This window comes from Streptomyces sp. ID05-39B (assembly GCF_033794725.1).
GTDB lineage: Bacteria > Actinomycetota > Actinomycetes > Streptomycetales > Streptomycetaceae > Streptomyces > Streptomyces bobili.
In genome coordinates, this window is the sequence record NZ_JARGEF010000190.1 from 1 (window position 1) to 16,215 (window position 16,215).

The window sequence follows — 16,215 nt, forward strand, 5'->3', positions numbered from 1 at the left end:
GACGACGACGGGGTCGGGCAGGCCGAGGAGCCAGGCGGCGCGGGGCAGCGAGTGGTGGGCGTTGGCGCCGCACACGAGGCGTACGCCGGGGCCCAGCCGCTCGCGGGCGAGCAGGAGGGCGAGGTGGTTGGACTCGGTGCCGCCGGTGGTGACGAGGGCGTCCGCGAGGCCCGCCTCCGCGGCGAGGGCGCGGGTGACCAGCGCCTCAAGTTCGGAGGCAGCCGGGGCCTGGTCCCAGGAGTCCAGGGAGGGGTTGAGGACGGAGGCGGCCAGGTCGGCGGCGGCCGCGACGGCGAGCGGCGGGCAGTGCAGATGTGCCGCGCACAGGGGGTGTGCCGGGTCGGCGGAGCCCTCGGCGAGGATCCGGACCAGGGTGTGCGGGGCGGCCTGGTCGCCCTGCTGCGGCAGGATCTCGCCGACCGCCGCGCGCACCCGGGCGGCCACCGCGGCGGGGCCGCCCGCGGGCAGCGGGCCGCCCCGGGCGCGGGCACCGGCGTCCAGCGCGTCCAGGACGTCGGCGAGCAACGGGCGTAGTGCGTCGGCGCCTTCAGGGCCCGAGGCGAGGGGCGGGGTGCGCATGGGCTCCTCCGGAGGTGAGGAGTCCCAGTTTGTCGGTGCTTGCGGTGACGCGCCCCGGCTGTACGGGTTTTTGGACCCGAAAGTGGGAGGGCTAGGGGGTTTCGGCCTTCCTCACGCGCAGGGCCCTGGCCAGGTCGTCGAGTTGGTCGGCCAGTTTGCGGCGCAGGGAGGGGGTCGGGTCGGTGTCGCGCAGGCAGGCTTCGCCGAGGGTGAGGTTCTCGGCGTCGACGGCGTACGCGGGGAAGGCCCAGCGGCCGACGGCGTCGGCGATGGCGGGGCCGCGGCGGGCGGCGACGGCGACCGCGTCCTCGTAGAAGCGGGGCACGTACTGCCGTACCAGGTCGGCCTGTTCGGGCTGCCAGAAGCCCTGGGCGGTGGCGGTGAACAGGTAGTTGGAGAGGTCGTCGCTGTCGAACATCGTGGACCAGGCGGTGCGCTTGGCCTCCTCGTCCGGCAGGGCGGCGCGGCAACGGGCGGCGCCCTCCCGGCCGTTGGCGGAGGGGTCGCGTTCCAGCTCGGCGGCGATGGCGGCCTCGTCGGTGGCGCCGAGGACGGCGAGCCGGGCGAGGACGCGCCAGCGCAGGTCGGGGTCGAGTTCGGGTCCGCCGGGGACGGTGCCGTCGGCGAGCCAGGCGGTGATGGTCTCCGGGTGGGCGGCGACGTCGATGAAGTGGCGTACGGCGATCAGGCGCAGGCCGGGGTGGTCGCCGTCCTCGGTGCGGCGGATGAGGTCGCGGCACAGGGAGGACAGGGTGGTGAGGGCCGCGGGGCGCTCCTCGGGGGCGAGGTAGCGGTCGGCGACCTGGGCGGAGGCGAAGGCGAGGACTCCTTGGACGAGGGCCAGGTCGGTCTCGCGCGGGAGGTGGGTGCGGGCGGTCTCCAGGTAGGCGCCGGGAGCGAGTTGGCCGTCGCGGACGGCGTCGCGCAGGGAGTTCCAGACGACCGCGCGGGTCTGCGGGTCGGGGAGCCGGGACAGGCTCGTGCCGACGGCCTCGGCGGAGGCGGCGTCGAAGCGGACCTTGGTGTAGGTGAGGTCGCCGTCGTTGAGCAGGAGCAGCGCGGGGGGCTTGCCGATGGGCTGCGGGGCGCTCTGCGGGACGTCGACGTCGAGGCGTTCGCGCAGGGTGAGGCGGCCCTCGTCGTCGGAGAGGTCGTGGTCGTACAGGCCCACGGCGATGCGGTGCGGGCGGCTGCCGGTGTGCTCGACGGTGAGGGAGCAGGTGCCGGCCTCGGTGGTGACGGCCGGGGTGAGCGTGTCGACTCCGGTGGTGCGCAGCCAGGCGTCGGCCCAGGCGTGCACGTCGCGCTCGGTGGTGGAGGCGAGGGAGTCGATGAAGTCGGCGAGGCTGGCGTTGCCGAACTTGTGCCGCGTGAAGTGGGTGTTGATGCCGGCGAGGAAGTCCTTCTCGCCGAGCCAGGTCACCAGCTGGCGGAGCGCGGAGGCGCCCTTGGCGTAGGAGATGCCGTCGAAGTTGAGGAGTGCGGAGGCGGTGTCCTCGACGTTCTCGGGGGCGACGGGGTGGGTGGAGGGGCGCTGGTCGGCGTCGTAGCCCCAGGCCTTGCGGACGACGCCGAACTCGGTCCAGGTGTCGGTGAAGCGGGTGGCCTCGGCGGTGGTCTGGTAGCCCATGTACTCGGCGAAGGACTCGTTGAGCCAGATGTCGTCCCACCACCTGAGGGTGACGAGGTCGCCGAACCACATGTGGGCCATCTCGTGGGCGATGACCATGGCGCGGGTCTGGCGCTCGGTGTCGGTGACGGCGGAGCGGTAGACGAAGTCGTCGCGGAAGGTGACGAGGCCGGGGTTCTCCATGGCGCCGGCGTTGAACTCGGGGACGAACGCCTGGTCGTAGGAGTCGAAGGGGTAGGGCTCCGCGAACTTCTCGTGGTAGCGGTCGAAGCAGGCGCGCGTGACGTCGAGGATCTCGTCGGCGTCGGCGTCGAGGTGGGGGGCGAGGGAGCGCCGGCAGTGGATGCCGAAGGGCAGGTCGCGGTGTTCGGTGCGCACGCTGTGCCAGGGGCCGGCGGCGACGGCGACGAGGTAGGTGGAGATCAGCGGGGTGGGGGCGGCCGTCCAGCGGCCCTCGCCGAGGTGCTCGGTGATGCCGTTGGCGAGGACGGTCCAGCCTTGGGGGGCCGTCACCGACAGCTCGAAGACGGCCTTCAGGTCGGGCTGGTCGAAGGCGGCGAAGACGCGCTGCACGTCGTCCATGAACATCTGTGTGTAGACGTAGGTCTCGCCGTCGGCGGGGTCGGTGAAGCGGTGCATGCCCTCGCCGGTGCGGGAGTAGCGCATGCTCGCGGTGATCCGCAGTTCGTGTTCGCCGGCGGCGAGGTTCTTCAGGGGCAGCCGGTTGTCGTCCAGGGTTTGCGGGTCGAGGCTCTCGCCGTCGAGGACGACGGAGCGCAGTTCGGCCGGCTTCAGCTCGACGAAGGTGTCGGCACCCGTGCGCGCGGCGAACCGGATCACGGTGAGGGACTCGAAGGTCTCGTCTCCGGTCGTCAGGTCCAGGGCGATGGTGTAGCGGTGGATGTCGAGGAGCTGGGCACGGGTCTGCGCTTCGTCGCGCGTCAGTACGGACATGCGGGCCATGCTGCCCGATGCCGCAGGCCGGGCACAGGGGCGGATCGGTACGCGTCGTTTGTCCCCCCGGGTTCGCGCCTGCGCCGGGACGGGGTGATTCCGTTTCTTCACCGCGCCCGGCGCGCCGGCTCTCAGGGAGCCGTGGGGGTCCTCGGGCCGCTCGGGCGGGCCTCGGCGTCGCGCTGGACGGGGACTCGGGCGTCCGGCCGCTCGGCGCCCAGGTCCCGCATCCGGGCACGCAGGGCGCGTGTCTCCTCCTGGAGCGTGAGGTAGCGCTGGTGGGCGTCGTAGAGGTAGCGGACCTTGGTGCGCAGGGCCAGCGGGTCGACCGGTTTCATGACGAGGTCGGCCACGCCGAGGCCGAAGGCGGTGGAGGTCAGCTCCTGGTCGGGGCCGAAGCCGGTGAGGAGGATGACCGGGATGTGCTGGGTCTGTTCGAGGCGCCGCAGGTAGCGGACCACGTCCAGACCGCTGACGCCGGGCATGCGCACGTCGAGCACGAGGAGGCCGACGCGACCGCGCAGCACCTGTTTGAGCGCTTCGTCGCCGCTGGTGGCGCGGGCTATCCGGTGGCCCAGCGGGGCCAGGACGTTCTCCAGCGCGTACAGCGTGTCCTGGTGGTCGTCCACGATCAGGATCCTGGCATCCGGCGGCATGACCGACGTCCCTCCCGCGATGGGACGACCAGCTTATGCCGAAACCTGACGCGCGGTGCCGGTCGGCTGACGCACGGTGTACCCGCCGACGCGCGTGGGGCGCGCGCCCCGGCGGGGTCCGGGCTGCCGTGCGCGGCCGGGTGGGGTCTGGTTCGGACGAGATGCCCGAGGTCAGGCGGGGGTGCCGTGGACGGCGTCCTCGGCGATGCGCTCGTGGTGGCGGATCACCTCGGCGATGATGAAGTTGAGGAACTTCTCGGCGAACGCCGGGTCCAGTTTGGCGCTCTCGGCGAGGGCGCGCAGGCGGGCGATCTGCCGGGCCTCGCGGGCCGGGTCGGCGGCCGGCAGCTGGTGGCGGGCCTTGAGGTGGCCGACCTGCTGCGTGGCCTTGAAGCGCTCGGCGAGCATGTGGACGACGGCCGCGTCGATGTTGTCGATGCTGTTGCGCAGCCGGGCGAGTTCCTCGGCGACGGCGGGGTCGACGTCACCGGTTCCGGTGTTGCTGATGGTCATGGGCGTTCACCCTAGTGCGTCGGGGTGCGGGGCCCGCCGCCGCGTGATGCCCGGCGCCGGATCCTCGTACAGTGGAAGCGGCTGCACGGCGTCTTGGGGGTGTGGGCGTGGCGAACGGCGGACCGGTGGAGCACGGTTATCCGCACCTGGACAGGGTGCGGGACGCCGTCACCGCGCTGTACAGACGGCTGTCCCACGACACCGTCCACCAGTTCGCCACCAGCGTGGCCCCGGTGGACGTGGCGTTCTGCGACACCGACGACCTGCATCTGGGGGCTCAGCGGGTGGCTCGGGAGCTGGTTCGGCACTTCCGGCTGCCGGACGCCCGGATGATCGTCGGGTTCCGGGAGATGGAGCACGCGGCGAACGTCGAACTGACGGCGGGGCCCGAGTACTTCATCGAGCTGAACGACCGGTTCCGTACCCACCGTCGGGACATCGGGGCGGCCCTGGCCCACGAGATCATGCACGTCTTCCTGCACCGGGCGGACCTGGCGTTCCCCGGCACCCGCGACAACGAGATCCTCACGGACACGGCCACCACCTATCTGGGCGCGGGGTGGCTGCTCCTCGACGCCTACCGGGAGGACGCGTCGTCCTCGCAGAAGCTGGGGTATCTGACGCCGGAGGAGTTCGGGTACGTCCTGGCCAAGCGGGCGCTGCTCTTCGGCGAGGACCCGTCGACGTGGTTCACCAGCGCGCAGGCGTACACGGCGTACGTGAAGGGCAGGGAGCGGGCCCGGCTGGACGAGCGGCAGCCGCCTCTGACGGCCGCCGGCTGGGCGGGGCGCCGGCGTTACGCCCGTGACCGGCGGCACGCGCAGGAGGCCCCGGCCGCCGTCGCCGCGGCGAGTGCTCCGTACGCCTTCGTGCCGGAGGGGCCGGGGCCGTTGCGGGTGACGTTCGCCTGTCCGACCTGCCTTCAGCGGATCAGGGTGCCGGTGCGGGGGCGGGTGCGGGCGCGGTGCGGGTTGTGCCGGACGGTGCTGGAGTGCGACACGTAGTGCGGCCTCCCCGCGGCGGCCTACGTGCCGTACACCGGTCCCGGCGGCTTCGCTGCGGCGTACGTCCCGTACACCCGTCCCGGCCTCTCCGCGGCGGCCTACGTGTCGTAGACCGGTCCCGGCCGCTCCGCGGCCCACCTCCCGTACACCCGTCCCGGCCGCTCCCCGGCGGCCTACGTGCCGTACACCGGTCCCGGCGGCTCCGCCTCGGCCAGTAGTCTCCGTACCCTCTCCCCCGCCTCTTCGGGGGTCCACCGGGCCCCTTTGTCGGCCGTGGGGCCGGGGCGCCAGCCCTGCATGACGGTGATGCGGCCGGCCTCCGCCTCGAAGACGCGACCGGTGACGCCGTCGCTCGCGGCGGAGCCGAGCCAGACGGCCAGGGGTGAGACGTTCTCGGGGGCCATCGCGTCGAAGCCGGTGGCGGGCGCCGCCATGGTGGTGGCGAAGGTGCGTTCCGTCATGCGGGTGCGGGCCGCGGGGGCGATGGCGTTGACCTGGACGCCGTAGCGGGCGAGTTCGGCGGCGGCGACGAGGGTGAGGGCGACGATGCCGGCCTTCGCGGCGCTGTAGTTGCCCTGTCCGACGGAGCCGAGCAGGCCTGCCCCGCTGGCGGTGTTGACGATCCGGGCGTCGGGGGCGCGGCCGGCCTTGGTCTCGGCGCGCCAGTGTGCGGCGGCGTGCCTGAGGGGGAGGAAGTGGCCCTTGAGGTGGACGCGTACGACAGCGTCCCAGTCGTCCTCGTCGAGGTTGACCAGCATCCGGTCGCGCAGGAAGCCGGCGTTGTTGACGAGGGTGTCGAGCCGGCCGTACGTCTCCAGGGCGGCCGTCACGAGGGACGCGGCGCCCGCGGCGGTGGCGATGTCGGCGGCGTGGGCGACGGCGTGGCCGCCCGCCGCGCGGATCTCGTCGGCGACGCGGGCGGCCGGGCTGTCGGGGCCGGGGGTGCCGTCGAGGCCGACGCCGAGGTCGTTGACGACGAGGCGGGCGCCCTCGGCGGCGAACGCGAGGGCGTGGGCGCGGCCCAGGCCCCGCCCCGCACCGGTGACGACGACGACCCGGCCCGCACAGATTCCGCTCATCTCATGACTCCTTGTGACCGGGTACGGCGGCCGCGTCCAGGAACGCGGGCCGTTCCCCGCCGCCGTGGACGAGGAGGCTCGCCCCGCTGATGTAGGCGGCTGCGTCGGAGGCGAGGAAGACGGCGGCGGCGCCGACGTCCGTGGGCTCGGCGAGGCGTCCGAGCGGGACGGTGCGGGAGACGGCCGCGATGCCGTCGGCGTCCCCGTAGTGGAGGTGGGAGCGCTCGGTGCGGACCATGCCGACGACGAGGGTGTTGACGCGGACCTGCGGCGCCCATTCCACGGCCATCGAGCGGGCGAGGTGTTCCAGGCCCGCCTTGGCCGCCCCGTAGGCGGCCGTGCCGGGTGAGGGGCGGCTCCCGCTGACGCTGCCGATCATCACGATGGAGCCCCCGGTGCGGCGGAGGTGTTCGTGCGCGGCGAGGGACACGGTGAGGGGGGCGAGGAGGTTGAGTTCGAGGACGCGCAGGTGGTGTTCGGCGTCGGCCGGGGCGAGCGGGCGGTGGGGGGCGCCGCCCGCGTTGTTGACCAGGATGTCCAGCCGGGGCAGGGCGGTGAGGACGCGGCGGACGGCTTCGCCGTCGCGCACGTCCAGCTGTATGAACTCCGTGCCCGGTAAGGCGAGTTCGGGTGGCCGACGGGCGCAGAGGAGGACCTTCGCGCCCGCGGCCACGAGGGAGCGCGCGATCCCGGAGCCGACGCCCCGGGTGCCGCCCGTGACGACGGCGACCTTCCCGTCCAGCTCCATTCACGCTACCTTCCGCCTAACAAACGTTTGGTGGAAAGGTAGCTGATGCTTCCATGGGTGTCTCCACCTCGTCCCCGGAAAAGGGGATTTCGTTGGTCACCGTCGACGTCCCCCCGGTGAACGCCCTGGCGGTGGACGGCTGGTTCGCGCTGGCCGACGCGGTGCGCGGGGCCGGCCGGGACCCCCGGGTGCGGTGCGTGGTGCTGGCCGCCGAGGGGCGCGGCTTCAACGCGGGCGTGGACATCAAGGAACTCCAGGCGGGCGGTGCACACGCCCTCGTGGGCGCCAACCGCGGCTGCTTCGCGGCGTTCGCGGCGGTGTACGAGTGCGAGGTGCCCGTCGTCGCCGCCGTGCACGGATTCTGCCTGGGCGGCGGCGTCGGCCTGGTGGGGAACGCGGACGCGATCGTGGCGGCCGAGGACGCCGTCTTCGGGCTGCCCGAACTCGACCGGGGAGCCCTGGGCGCGGCCACGCATCTCGCCCGGCTCGTCCCCCAGCACCTGATGCGCGCCCTGTACTTCACCTCGCGCACGGTGAGCGCGGCGGAGCTGCACGCGCACGGCTCGGTGTGGCGGGTCGTACCGCGCGGTGAACTGCGGTCGGCCGCGATGGAACTGGCGGGGGAGATCGCCGCCAAGGACGGTGACCTGATCCGCCTCGCCAAGGCCGCCATCAACGGCATCGACCCGGTCGACGTGCGCCGCAGCTACCGCTTCGAGCAGGGCTTCACCTTCGAGGCGAGCGCCCTCGGGGTGGCCGACCGGGTCCGCGACAGGTTCGGGAAGGAGGGGACGTAGATGGCCGACAAGACGATGTCCGCCGACGAGGTGGCCGGCCGGCTGGCCGACGGAATGACCCTCGGCATCGGCGGCTGGGGCTCACGCCGCAAACCGATGGCCCTGGTCAGAGCGGTGCTCCGGTCCCAGGTCAGGGACCTCACGGTCGTCTCGTACGGCGGTCCTGACGTCGGCATGCTGGTCGCGGCCGGGCGGGTCCGCAGGCTGGTCGTCCCGTTCGTCACCCTCGACTCGATCCCGCTCGAACCGCACTACCGGGCGGCGCGCGAGCGCGGCGGTGTGGAACTGACGGAGATCGACGAGGCGATGTTCATGTGGGGACTGCACGCCGCCGCGAACCGGCTGCCCTTCCTGCCGGTGCGCGCCGGGATCGGCTCCGACGTGATGCGGGTCAACCCCGGCCTGCGGACGGTGACGTCGCCGTACGACGACGGGGAGACGTTCGTGGCCGTGCCGGCGCTGCGCGTGGACGCCGCGCTGGTCCACGTCAACCGTGCCGACCGGCTGGGCAACGGCCAGTACCTGGGCCCCGACCCCTACTTCGACGACCTCTTCTGCGAGGCGGCGGACACGGCCTACGTCTCCTGCGAACGGATCGTGGAGACGGCCGAGCTGACCAAGGACGCGGCACCGCAGACGCTGCTGGTCAAACGGCACACGGTGACCGGTGTCGTGGAGGCCCCGAACGGGGCGCACTTCACGTCCTGCGCGCCCGACTACGGGCGGGACGAGGCCTTCCAGAAGACGTACGCGACCACGCCCTGGCCCGAGTTCGCGCGGCGGTACCTGGGCGGCGACGAACAGGCCTACCGGTCGGCCGCCGGGGAGGGGGCATGACGGAGGTGACCCGCGCCGAGTACTGCGTGATCGCCTGCGCCGAGGCCTGGCGGGACGCCGGCGAGGTCCTCGCCTCCCCGATGGGCGTGATCCCCTCCGTCGGCGCCCGCCTCGCCCGCCGCACCTTCGCGCCGGACCTGCTGCTCACCGACGGCGAGGCCCTCCTGGTCGGCCCGGACGGCGCCGTCGAGGGCTGGCTGCCGTACCGGCAGCACCTGGCGCTCGTCACCGGCGGCCGGCGGCACGTGATGATGGGCGCGAGCCAGATCGACCGGCACGGCAACCAGAACATCTCGTGCATCGGCGACTGGGCGCGGCCGGCGCGACAGTTGCTCGGGGTGCGCGGCGCACCGGTCAACACTCTCAACAATCCCACCAGTTACTGGGTCCCGCGGCACTCCCGGCGGGTCTTCGTCGAGCAGGTCGACATGGTGTGCGGGGTCGGCTACGACCGTGCCGCCGACGCCCCCCACCACCGCATCCCGCGGGTCGTCTCCGACCTGGGCGTCTTCGACTTCGCCACCCCGGACCACTCGATGCGGCTGGCCTCCCTGCACCCCGGCGTGAGCGTCGACCAGGTGCGGGAGGCGACCGGGTTCGCGCTCGCGGTCCCGGACGAGGTGCCGTACACCCGTGAACCGACCACAGGGGAACTGGAGTTGATCCGGGACGTGATCGACCCCGCGGACACGCGCGCGCGTGAGGTCGGGCACTGATGGAGACGGCACTGACCCGGCTGGTCGGGGTGCGGCATCCCATCGTGCAGACCGGGATGGGGTGGGTGGCCGGGCCGCGCCTGGTCTCGGCGACGGCGAACGCGGGCGCCCTCGGCATCCTGGCGTCCGCGACCATGACCCTCGACCAGCTGCGCGAGGCGGTGCGTGAGGTCAGGTCCCGCACGGACGCGCCCTTCGGCGTCAACCTCCGCGCCGACGCGGCGGACGCCGGCGAGCGGGTGCGGATCATGATCGAGGAGGGCGTACGGGTGGCGTCCTTCGCGCTCGCGCCCTCCGCCGCGCTCATCGCCGAACTGAAGGAGGCCGGGGTCGTCGTCATCCCGTCCGTGGGGGCCCGCCGGCACGCCGAGAAGGTCGCGGCCTGGGGGGCGGACGCGGTCCTCGTGCAGGGCGGCGAGGGCGGCGGGCACACCGGCGAGGTCGCGACGACGGTGCTGCTGCCGCAGGTCGTGGACGCCGTGGACATCCCCGTCGTCGCGGCCGGGGGGTTCTTCGACGGGCGGGGCCTGGTCGCGGCGCTGGCGTACGGCGCGGCGGGGATCGCGATGGGCACCCGGTTCCTGCTGACGTCGGACTCGACGGTGCCGGACGCGGTGAAGGCCCGCTACCTGGCGGCGACGGCGGCGGATGTCACCGTCACCCGCGCGGTGGACGGGCTGCCGCACCGCATGCTGCGCACGGACCTGGTCGACGCCCTGGAGGGGGCGGGCCGTACGAGATCCCTGGCCCGCGCGGTCCGCCGGGCCGCCGGCCTGCGAAGGCTCTCCGGCCTCACCTGGCCCGCCATGATCCGCGACGGCCTCGCCCTCAAGCACGGCAAGGAGCTGTCGTGGAGCCAGGTCCTGCTGGCGGCGAACACACCGATGCTGCTGCGCGCGTCCATGGTCGAGGGACGTACGGACCTGGGTGTGATGGCCTCGGGGCAGGTGGCGGGCGTGATCGAGGACCTGCCTTCGTGCGCGGAGCTGGTGGAGCGCGTGATGCGAGAAGCCAGTCATGTCCTTCGCCTCCTGGACACCTAGGACGACAGGACGAATTTCTTCCATGTAGACTTGCCGCATGGCTACCACGAAGCGCCGCCGTCGGCCGCACCTCGTCTCCACTCCGCTGCGAAAGAAGGGCATCATCACCATTCCGCAGGAGATAAGGGACCAGCTGGACCTCGAAGAAGGGGATCACCTCGTGGTCGCCATCGAGGACGGCCGGATCGTGCTGACCCCCGCCTCTGTGGTCCCCGACGACCAGGCGTGGTTCTGGAGCGCCGAATGGCAGGCCAAGGAGCGTGAAGTGAACGATGCGCTGGCCTCCGGTGAGCGGGGAGAAGTCCATGAAGGCGGGGAGCCGTTCCTCAAGGCTCTTGCCGACGAAGCCGGCATCGATCTTGAGGGGATCAAGAAGCGTGCCGACGTATGAAACGCTGAGCCACTTTCTCCGGGACTGGAAGAACCTCACCGCCGACCAGAAAACCGCCTTCCTCGTCGCCGTTGCACAGTTCGTGGCCGACCTCAAGGTCGGCCACGGGTTCCGGCGTGGCCTCCGAGTCAAGAAGATGCAAGGACACGGGGACGTGTGGGAGATGTCCTGGGCGCCGGACGGCAGGGCCACGTTCCACTACGGCGAACCCATGCAAGACGGTGAGCCGCATGTCGTCTGGCGCCGAATCGGCACCCACTCGATCTTCGGACGCCCCTGAGCGCTGCCTGACGGCGGGCCGCGCGACACTGTCACGGACCCGCCCCTCACACCCGTTCGATGATCGTCACGTTCGCCTGACCGCCGCCCTCGCACATCGTCTGCAAGCCGAACCGGCCGCCCGTGCGCTCCAGTTCGTGCAGCAGCGTGGTCATCAGCCGGGCGCCGGTGGCCCCCAGGGGGTGGCCGAGGGAGATCGCGCCGCCGTTGACGTTGACCCGGGCGGGGTCGGCGCCGGTCTCCTTCAGCCAGGCCAGGACGACCGGGGCGAAGGCCTCGTTGATCTCCACGAGGTCGAGGTCGTCCATCGTCAGGCCGGTCTTCTTCAGGGCGTGCGCGGTGGCGGGGATCGGCGCGGTCAGCATGCGGATGGGGTCCTCGCCGCGCACCGAGAGATGGTGGACACGGGCGCGGGGCCGCAGCCCGTGCTCGCGGACGGCGTGTTCGGAGGCGAGCAGCAGGGCGGCGGCCCCGTCGGAGACCTGCGAGGAACAGGCGGCGGTGACGGTCCCGCCGTCGAGGACGGGCTTCAGCGCGGCCATCTTCTCCAGGGAGGTGTCCCGGCGCGGCCCCTCGTCGACGACGGTCCTGCCCAGGGGCACCGTCTCGCGCGTGAAGCGGCCCTCGTCGATGGCCCGCAGGGCCCGCCGGTGGGAGCGCAGTGCGAACTCCTCCTGATCCTGCCGGGTGATGCCCCACTTCGCGGCGATCATCTCGGCGCCGGCGAACTGGTTGACGGGCCGGTCGCCGTAGCGGGCCCGCCAGCCCTCACTGCCCGCGAACGGGCCCTGGGTGAGGCCGAGCGGCTCGGCGGCCTGCCGGGTGGCGAAGGCGATGGGGATCTGCGACATGTTCTGCACGCCGCCGGCGACGACCAGGTCCTGGGTGCCGGACAGCACGGCCTGCGCGGCGAAGTGCACGGCCTGCTGCGAGGACCCGCACTGCCGGTCCACGGTCACGCCCGGCACCTCCTCGGGCAGTCCGGCGGCCAGCCAGCAGGTCCGGGCGATGTCCCCGGCCTGCGGTCCGACGGCGTCCAGGCAGCCGAAGACGACGTCCTCGACGGCGGCCGGGTCGATGCCGGACCGCGCCACGAGTTCCTTGAGCACATGGGCGCCGAGGTCGGCCGGGTGGACCCCGGCGAGCCCTCCCCCGCGCCGCCCGACGGGCGTACGGACCGCTTCGACGATATAGGCCTCGGCCATGGCGACTCCCCAGACTCCCCATTGAGTTACGTGCGTGCGGCTTACGTGCGTGCGGCGATCCCGTCCAGCACCATCGACAGGTACTGCCGGGCGATCTCCTGCGGGCTGTGCTGTCCGCCGGGCCGGTACCAGGAGGCGGCGACCCACACGGTGTCCCGGACGAACCGGTAGGTGAGACGGACGTCGAGGTCGGCCCGGAAGACCCGGCCCGCGACGCCCTCCTCCAGCGTGGACAGCCACGCCTTCTCGAACCTGCGCTGCGACTCGGCGAGGAACGCGAACCGTTCCTGCGCGAGAAGCTGCCTGCTCTCCTTCTGGTAGATCGCGACAGCGGCACGATGCCGGTCGATCTCCCGGAACGACTCGGTGACCAGCGCTTCGAGGGTCTCGCGCGGGCCGAGACCGGCGGCCAGGACGGTGTCGTAGCCGTCCCACAGCTCGTCGAGGAAGGTGCGCAGGATCTCCTCCAGCATCGATTCCTTGGAGTCGAAGTGGTAGTAGAGGCTGCCGGCGAGCATGCCCGCGTGGTCCGCGATCTTGCGGACCGTGGTGGCGTTGTAGCCCTGCTCGGCGAAGACCTCGGCGGCGGTGTCGAGGAGTTCGCCGCGGCGGTCGCGCGCGGCGGCGCCCGCGGCGGGCTCGGCCGCGGCGGGCTCGGCCGCGGTCACCTGGGACTTCTTCTTCGTAGGCACGCGCACATTGTCGCCCCCCGCCTCAGGCCCGCTGTCCGCTGACGGACACGACCTCGCCGGTCAGGTACGAGGAGTAGCCGGAGGCGAGGAACACGATGACGTTGGCGACCTCCCAGGGCTCGGCGTGCCGCCCGAAGGCCTCGCGCGCGGTGAGTTCCTCCAGCAGCCCGGGGGACGTCACCTTCGCGAGGTGGGGGTGCATGGCGAGGCTCGGCGCGACGGCGTTGACCCGTGCCCCGTACGCCACCGCCTCGACCGCCGCGCACCGGGTCAGCGCCATGACGCCCGCCTTGGCGGCGGCGTAGTGCGCCTGCCCGGCCTGGGCGCGCCAGCCGAGGACGGAGGCGTTGTTGACGATCACGCCGCCGCCGTCCTGGTCGCGGAAGTGCCGCAGGGCGGCCCGCACGCACCGGAAGGTGCCCGTCAGGGTCACGTCCAGTACCCGGGACCACTGCTCGTCGCTCATGTCGGCCAGCGCCGAGGTCCCGCCGAGCCCCGCGTTGTTGACGACGACGTCGAGTCGGCCGTGGGCGTCCACGGCCGCGTCGAACAGCCGGCGCACCTGGTCCTCGTCCGTGACGTCGCAGGGCATCGCCGCGACCGCCGCCGTGCCGAACTCGGCGGCCAGCGCGGCCTCGTGCTCCTTGAGCCGCCGGGTGTGCGCGTCGCTGATGAGGACCCGCGCGCCCTCCTCCAGGAAGCGTCGGGCGCTCGCGCCGCCGATGCCCGCGCCGGCCGCGGCGGTGAGCACGGCGGTACGGCCGCGCAGCAGACCGTGCCCCGGCACGTACGACGGACTCTCGACGTCTGTCATGGCAGCACGCTAACCTACCAAACACTTGTTAGGGAAGACCGAAGACTGTAGGTGGAGACGGAAGGTGGGGCGGGTCATGGATCTCGGGTTCACGCGGGACGAGGAGGCCCTCCGGGCCGAGGCCCGCGCCTGGCTCGCGGCACACGTGCCGGCCACGCCGCTGCCCTCCCTGGAGACCGGCGAGGGTTTCGCCGCGCACCGCGCGTGGGAGGCCGAACTGGCCGCGGACCGCTGGTCGGTGGTCGACTGGCCGCAGCGGTACGGCGGCCGGGACGCCGGTCTGATCGGCCGGCTGCTGTTCGAGGAGGAGTACTACGCGGCGGGTGCCCCCGGCCGGGTCGGGCAGAACGGCGTCAGCCTGCTCGCCCCGACCCTCTTCGCCCACGGCACCGAGGAGCAGCGCGCCCGGGTCCTGCCGTCGATGGCGACCGGCGAGGTGGTCTGGGCGCAGGCCTGGTCGGAGCCGGAGGCCGGTTCGGATCTGGCGTCCCTGCGCTCCAGGGCGGTGCGCGCGGACGGCGGCTGGCTCCTGAGCGGCCAGAAGACCTGGTCCTCGCGGGCCGCTTTCGCCGACCGCGCCTTCGGCCTGTTCCGCAGCGACCCGCAGGCCCCGAGACCCCACCAGGGGCTCACCTACGTCATGTTCGGCCTGCGTTCCCCCGGTGTCACGGTCCGCCCGGTCGGCCGGCTGGACGGCAAGCCGGCGTTCGCCGAGATCTTCCTGGACGAGGTGTTCGTGCCCGACGAGGACGTGATCGGCGAACCCGGCCGGGGCTGGCGGATCGCGATGGCGACGGCGGCCGACGAGCGCGGGCTCACGCTCCGCTCCCCCGGCCGCTTCCTGGCGAGCGCCGAGCGGCTGCGGGCCCTCTGGCGGGACCGGGGCAGCCCCGACCGGGCGCGGGAGAAGGTCGCCGACGCCCTGATCGGCGCCCGCGCCTACCAGTTGTTCACCTTCGCGGCGGCCTCGCGGTATCTGAGCGGCGAGCCACTGGGCCCGGAGTCCAGCCTGAACAAGGTCTTCTGGTCCCAGTACGACCTCGCGCTGCACGAGAACGCCCTCGATCTCCTGGACGGCGAAGGCGAGTCGGCCGACACGGACTGGGCCGAGCGGTACGTCTTCGCGCTGGCCGGCCCCATCTACGCGGGCACGAACGAGATCCAGCGCGACATCATCGCCGAACGCCTGCTCGGCCTGCCGAAGGGACGCCGCTGATGCGCTTCCTCCTCGACCCCGAGCAGCGGGACTTCGCCCGCTCCCTGGACGCACTGCTCACCGCCGCCGAGACGCCCGCCGTGATCCGGGACTGGAGCCGCGGCGAGCACGGGCGCGGGCGTGCACTGTGGAGCCGTATCGCCGAGGCCGGGGTGTTCGCGCTGGCGGTCCCCCAGGAGTGCGAGGGGCTGGGCGTCAGGCCCGTGGAACTTGCGGTCGCCTTCATCGAGTTGGGACGCCACGCGGTGCCGGGACCGCTGGTGGAGACGGTCACCGTGGCCTCGCTGCTGGCCGGCACCGGGCACGCGAAACGGTTCCTGCCCGGCATCGCCGCCGGGGAGAGCACGGCCACCCTCGCCCGCGAGGGCTCCCTGGCGCTGGACGGCGACGCGGCCACGTACCGCTTCTCGCTCTGGGCCGAGGGCCTGCGGCAGGCCCCCGGCCACGGTCCGGTGCGTCGCTCCCTCGACCCGGCCCGCCGCCTCACCCCGCTTCTGCCCGGCGGCGAACTCCTCGGCCCGCCCGCGCCGGGCGCCCTCGCGCTGGCCCGCCTCACCACCGCGGCCCAGGCCCTCGGCGTCGGCCTGGCCCTCCTCGACCGCACGGTCGCCCATGTCGGCCGGCGCACCCAGTTCGGGGTGCCCGTCGGGTCGTTCCAGGCGGTGAAGCACCGGCTGGCCGACGCGAAGATCGCGCTGGAGTTCGCCCGCCCCCTCGTCCTCGGCGCCGCCCTCACCATGGCCCCGGCCGACGTGGCCGCCGCGAAGGTCACCGCCTGCGAGGCGGCGTACACCACCGCCCGGACCGCGCTGCATCTGCACGGCGCGATCGGCTACACCGCGGAGTACGACCTGTCGTTGTGGCTCACCAAGGCGCGCGCCCTGCTGACCGCCTGGGGCACCCCGCGGGAGTGCCGCGACGACGTCCTCGGCACGGCGTGACCCAGCGGCCCGGCCGGCACCTGTCTCTATTTCACACTCCCGAGCCCCGAGAACAGGCAGAAAATCGGAATCCCGTCTCCTGATTGAAAAAAAAAAAAAAACAGAAGAGAAACACGAAATG

General features: G+C 72.9%; 17 protein-coding genes and 1 pseudogene. 9 read left to right on the forward strand and 9 right to left on the reverse strand.

The features are described 5' to 3' along the window. The 4 genes and pseudogenes from P1P75_RS30485 to P1P75_RS30500 all read right to left on the reverse strand — a co-directional run. Positions 1–579, reverse strand: a pseudogene (locus tag P1P75_RS30485) (aspartate aminotransferase family protein); the annotation flags it as partial. A gap of 91 nt (positions 580–670) precedes the next feature. Further along, entirely contained in the window at positions 671–3,163 is a 2,493-nt protein-coding gene (pepN, locus tag P1P75_RS30490) for an aminopeptidase N (RefSeq protein WP_319261508.1), read from the reverse strand. 131 nt (positions 3,164–3,294) lie between these two features. Then, positions 3,295–3,819: a response regulator gene (locus P1P75_RS30495; protein WP_319261510.1), complete on the reverse strand. Its 525-nt coding sequence runs from the start codon at positions 3,817–3,819 to the stop codon at positions 3,295–3,297. A gap of 171 nt (positions 3,820–3,990) precedes the next feature. Then, complete coding sequence (locus P1P75_RS30500) at positions 3,991–4,332, reverse strand: chorismate mutase (RefSeq protein ID WP_319261513.1); 342 nt, start codon at positions 4,330–4,332, stop codon at positions 3,991–3,993. A gap of 107 nt (positions 4,333–4,439) precedes the next feature. Here P1P75_RS30500 and P1P75_RS30505 point away from each other — a divergent pair, with 107 nt between their 5' ends. Next, positions 4,440–5,336 carry a hypothetical protein gene (locus P1P75_RS30505; RefSeq protein WP_319261516.1) on the forward strand — a complete coding sequence of 299 codons (897 nt, stop codon included), beginning with the start codon at positions 4,440–4,442 and terminating at the stop codon, positions 5,334–5,336. Between the two features lie 173 nt (positions 5,337–5,509). Here P1P75_RS30505 and P1P75_RS30510 read toward each other — a convergent pair whose 3' ends face one another. Next, positions 5,510–6,415: an SDR family oxidoreductase gene (locus P1P75_RS30510; protein WP_319261519.1), complete on the reverse strand. Its 906-nt coding sequence runs from the start codon at positions 6,413–6,415 to the stop codon at positions 5,510–5,512. 1 nt (position 6,416) lies between these two features. After that, positions 6,417–7,163, reverse strand: coding sequence for an SDR family oxidoreductase (locus P1P75_RS30515; RefSeq protein WP_319261522.1), 747 nt, complete (start codon positions 7,161–7,163; stop codon positions 6,417–6,419). A gap of 53 nt (positions 7,164–7,216) precedes the next feature. Between P1P75_RS30515 and P1P75_RS30520 the strand changes: the two genes are divergently transcribed. From P1P75_RS30520 to P1P75_RS30545, 6 genes are read left to right on the forward strand one after another with little or no spacing between them, the layout of a single operon-like run. Then, positions 7,217–7,960, forward strand: a complete 744-nt coding sequence (locus tag P1P75_RS30520) for an enoyl-CoA hydratase family protein (protein ID WP_319261525.1) — start codon at positions 7,217–7,219, stop codon at positions 7,958–7,960. Beyond that, positions 7,961–8,797, forward strand: a complete 837-nt coding sequence (locus P1P75_RS30525; RefSeq protein ID WP_319261528.1) for a CoA-transferase — start codon at positions 7,961–7,963, stop codon at positions 8,795–8,797. Beyond that, complete coding sequence (locus P1P75_RS30530; protein WP_319261531.1) at positions 8,794–9,513, forward strand: CoA-transferase; 720 nt, start codon at positions 8,794–8,796, stop codon at positions 9,511–9,513. The genes P1P75_RS30525 and P1P75_RS30530 overlap by 4 nt, the downstream gene beginning before the upstream one ends. Beyond that, positions 9,513–10,556 carry a nitronate monooxygenase gene (locus P1P75_RS30535; RefSeq protein ID WP_319261534.1) on the forward strand — a complete coding sequence of 348 codons (1,044 nt, stop codon included), beginning with the start codon at positions 9,513–9,515 and terminating at the stop codon, positions 10,554–10,556. The genes P1P75_RS30530 and P1P75_RS30535 overlap by 1 nt, the downstream gene beginning before the upstream one ends. A 37-nt stretch (positions 10,557–10,593) precedes the next feature. After that, a complete protein-coding gene (locus tag P1P75_RS30540; RefSeq protein ID WP_319261537.1) occupies positions 10,594–10,947 on the forward strand; it encodes an AbrB/MazE/SpoVT family DNA-binding domain-containing protein in 354 nt (117 codons plus the stop codon). Beyond that, positions 10,934–11,227: a hypothetical protein gene (locus tag P1P75_RS30545; RefSeq protein ID WP_319261540.1), complete on the forward strand. Its 294-nt coding sequence runs from the start codon at positions 10,934–10,936 to the stop codon at positions 11,225–11,227. Before P1P75_RS30540 ends, P1P75_RS30545 begins: the two co-directional genes overlap by 14 nt. Before the next feature lie 46 nt (positions 11,228–11,273). On the opposite strand, the gene P1P75_RS30550 is transcribed toward P1P75_RS30545, so the two are convergent. Genes P1P75_RS30550 through P1P75_RS30560 form a run of 3 tightly spaced genes read right to left on the reverse strand, consistent with a single transcriptional unit; the run spans position 11,274 to position 13,937 of the window. Beyond that, on the reverse strand, positions 11,274–12,431 hold the full coding sequence (locus P1P75_RS30550; protein ID WP_319180662.1) for an acetyl-CoA C-acetyltransferase: 1,158 nt from the start codon (positions 12,429–12,431) through the stop codon (positions 11,274–11,276). A gap of 41 nt (positions 12,432–12,472) precedes the next feature. Then, the gene (locus P1P75_RS30555; protein ID WP_319261550.1) at positions 12,473–13,099 is read right to left on the reverse strand and encodes a TetR/AcrR family transcriptional regulator; all 627 of its coding nucleotides are present in this window, start codon (positions 13,097–13,099) and stop codon (positions 12,473–12,475) included. A 46-nt stretch (positions 13,100–13,145) separates the two neighbouring features. Continuing rightward, on the reverse strand, positions 13,146–13,937 hold the full coding sequence (locus P1P75_RS30560) for an SDR family oxidoreductase (RefSeq protein ID WP_319261543.1): 792 nt from the start codon (positions 13,935–13,937) through the stop codon (positions 13,146–13,148). Positions 13,938–14,013: 76 nt separating this feature from the next. On the opposite strand from P1P75_RS30560, the gene P1P75_RS30565 reads away from it, so the two are divergent. Next, positions 14,014–15,153: an acyl-CoA dehydrogenase family protein gene (locus P1P75_RS30565; RefSeq protein ID WP_319261546.1), complete on the forward strand. Its 1,140-nt coding sequence runs from the start codon at positions 14,014–14,016 to the stop codon at positions 15,151–15,153. Beyond that, positions 15,153–16,094, forward strand: a complete 942-nt coding sequence (locus P1P75_RS30570) for an acyl-CoA dehydrogenase family protein (protein WP_319261548.1) — start codon at positions 15,153–15,155, stop codon at positions 16,092–16,094. The genes P1P75_RS30565 and P1P75_RS30570 overlap by 1 nt, the downstream gene beginning before the upstream one ends. Positions 16,095–16,215 lie beyond the last annotated feature (121 nt).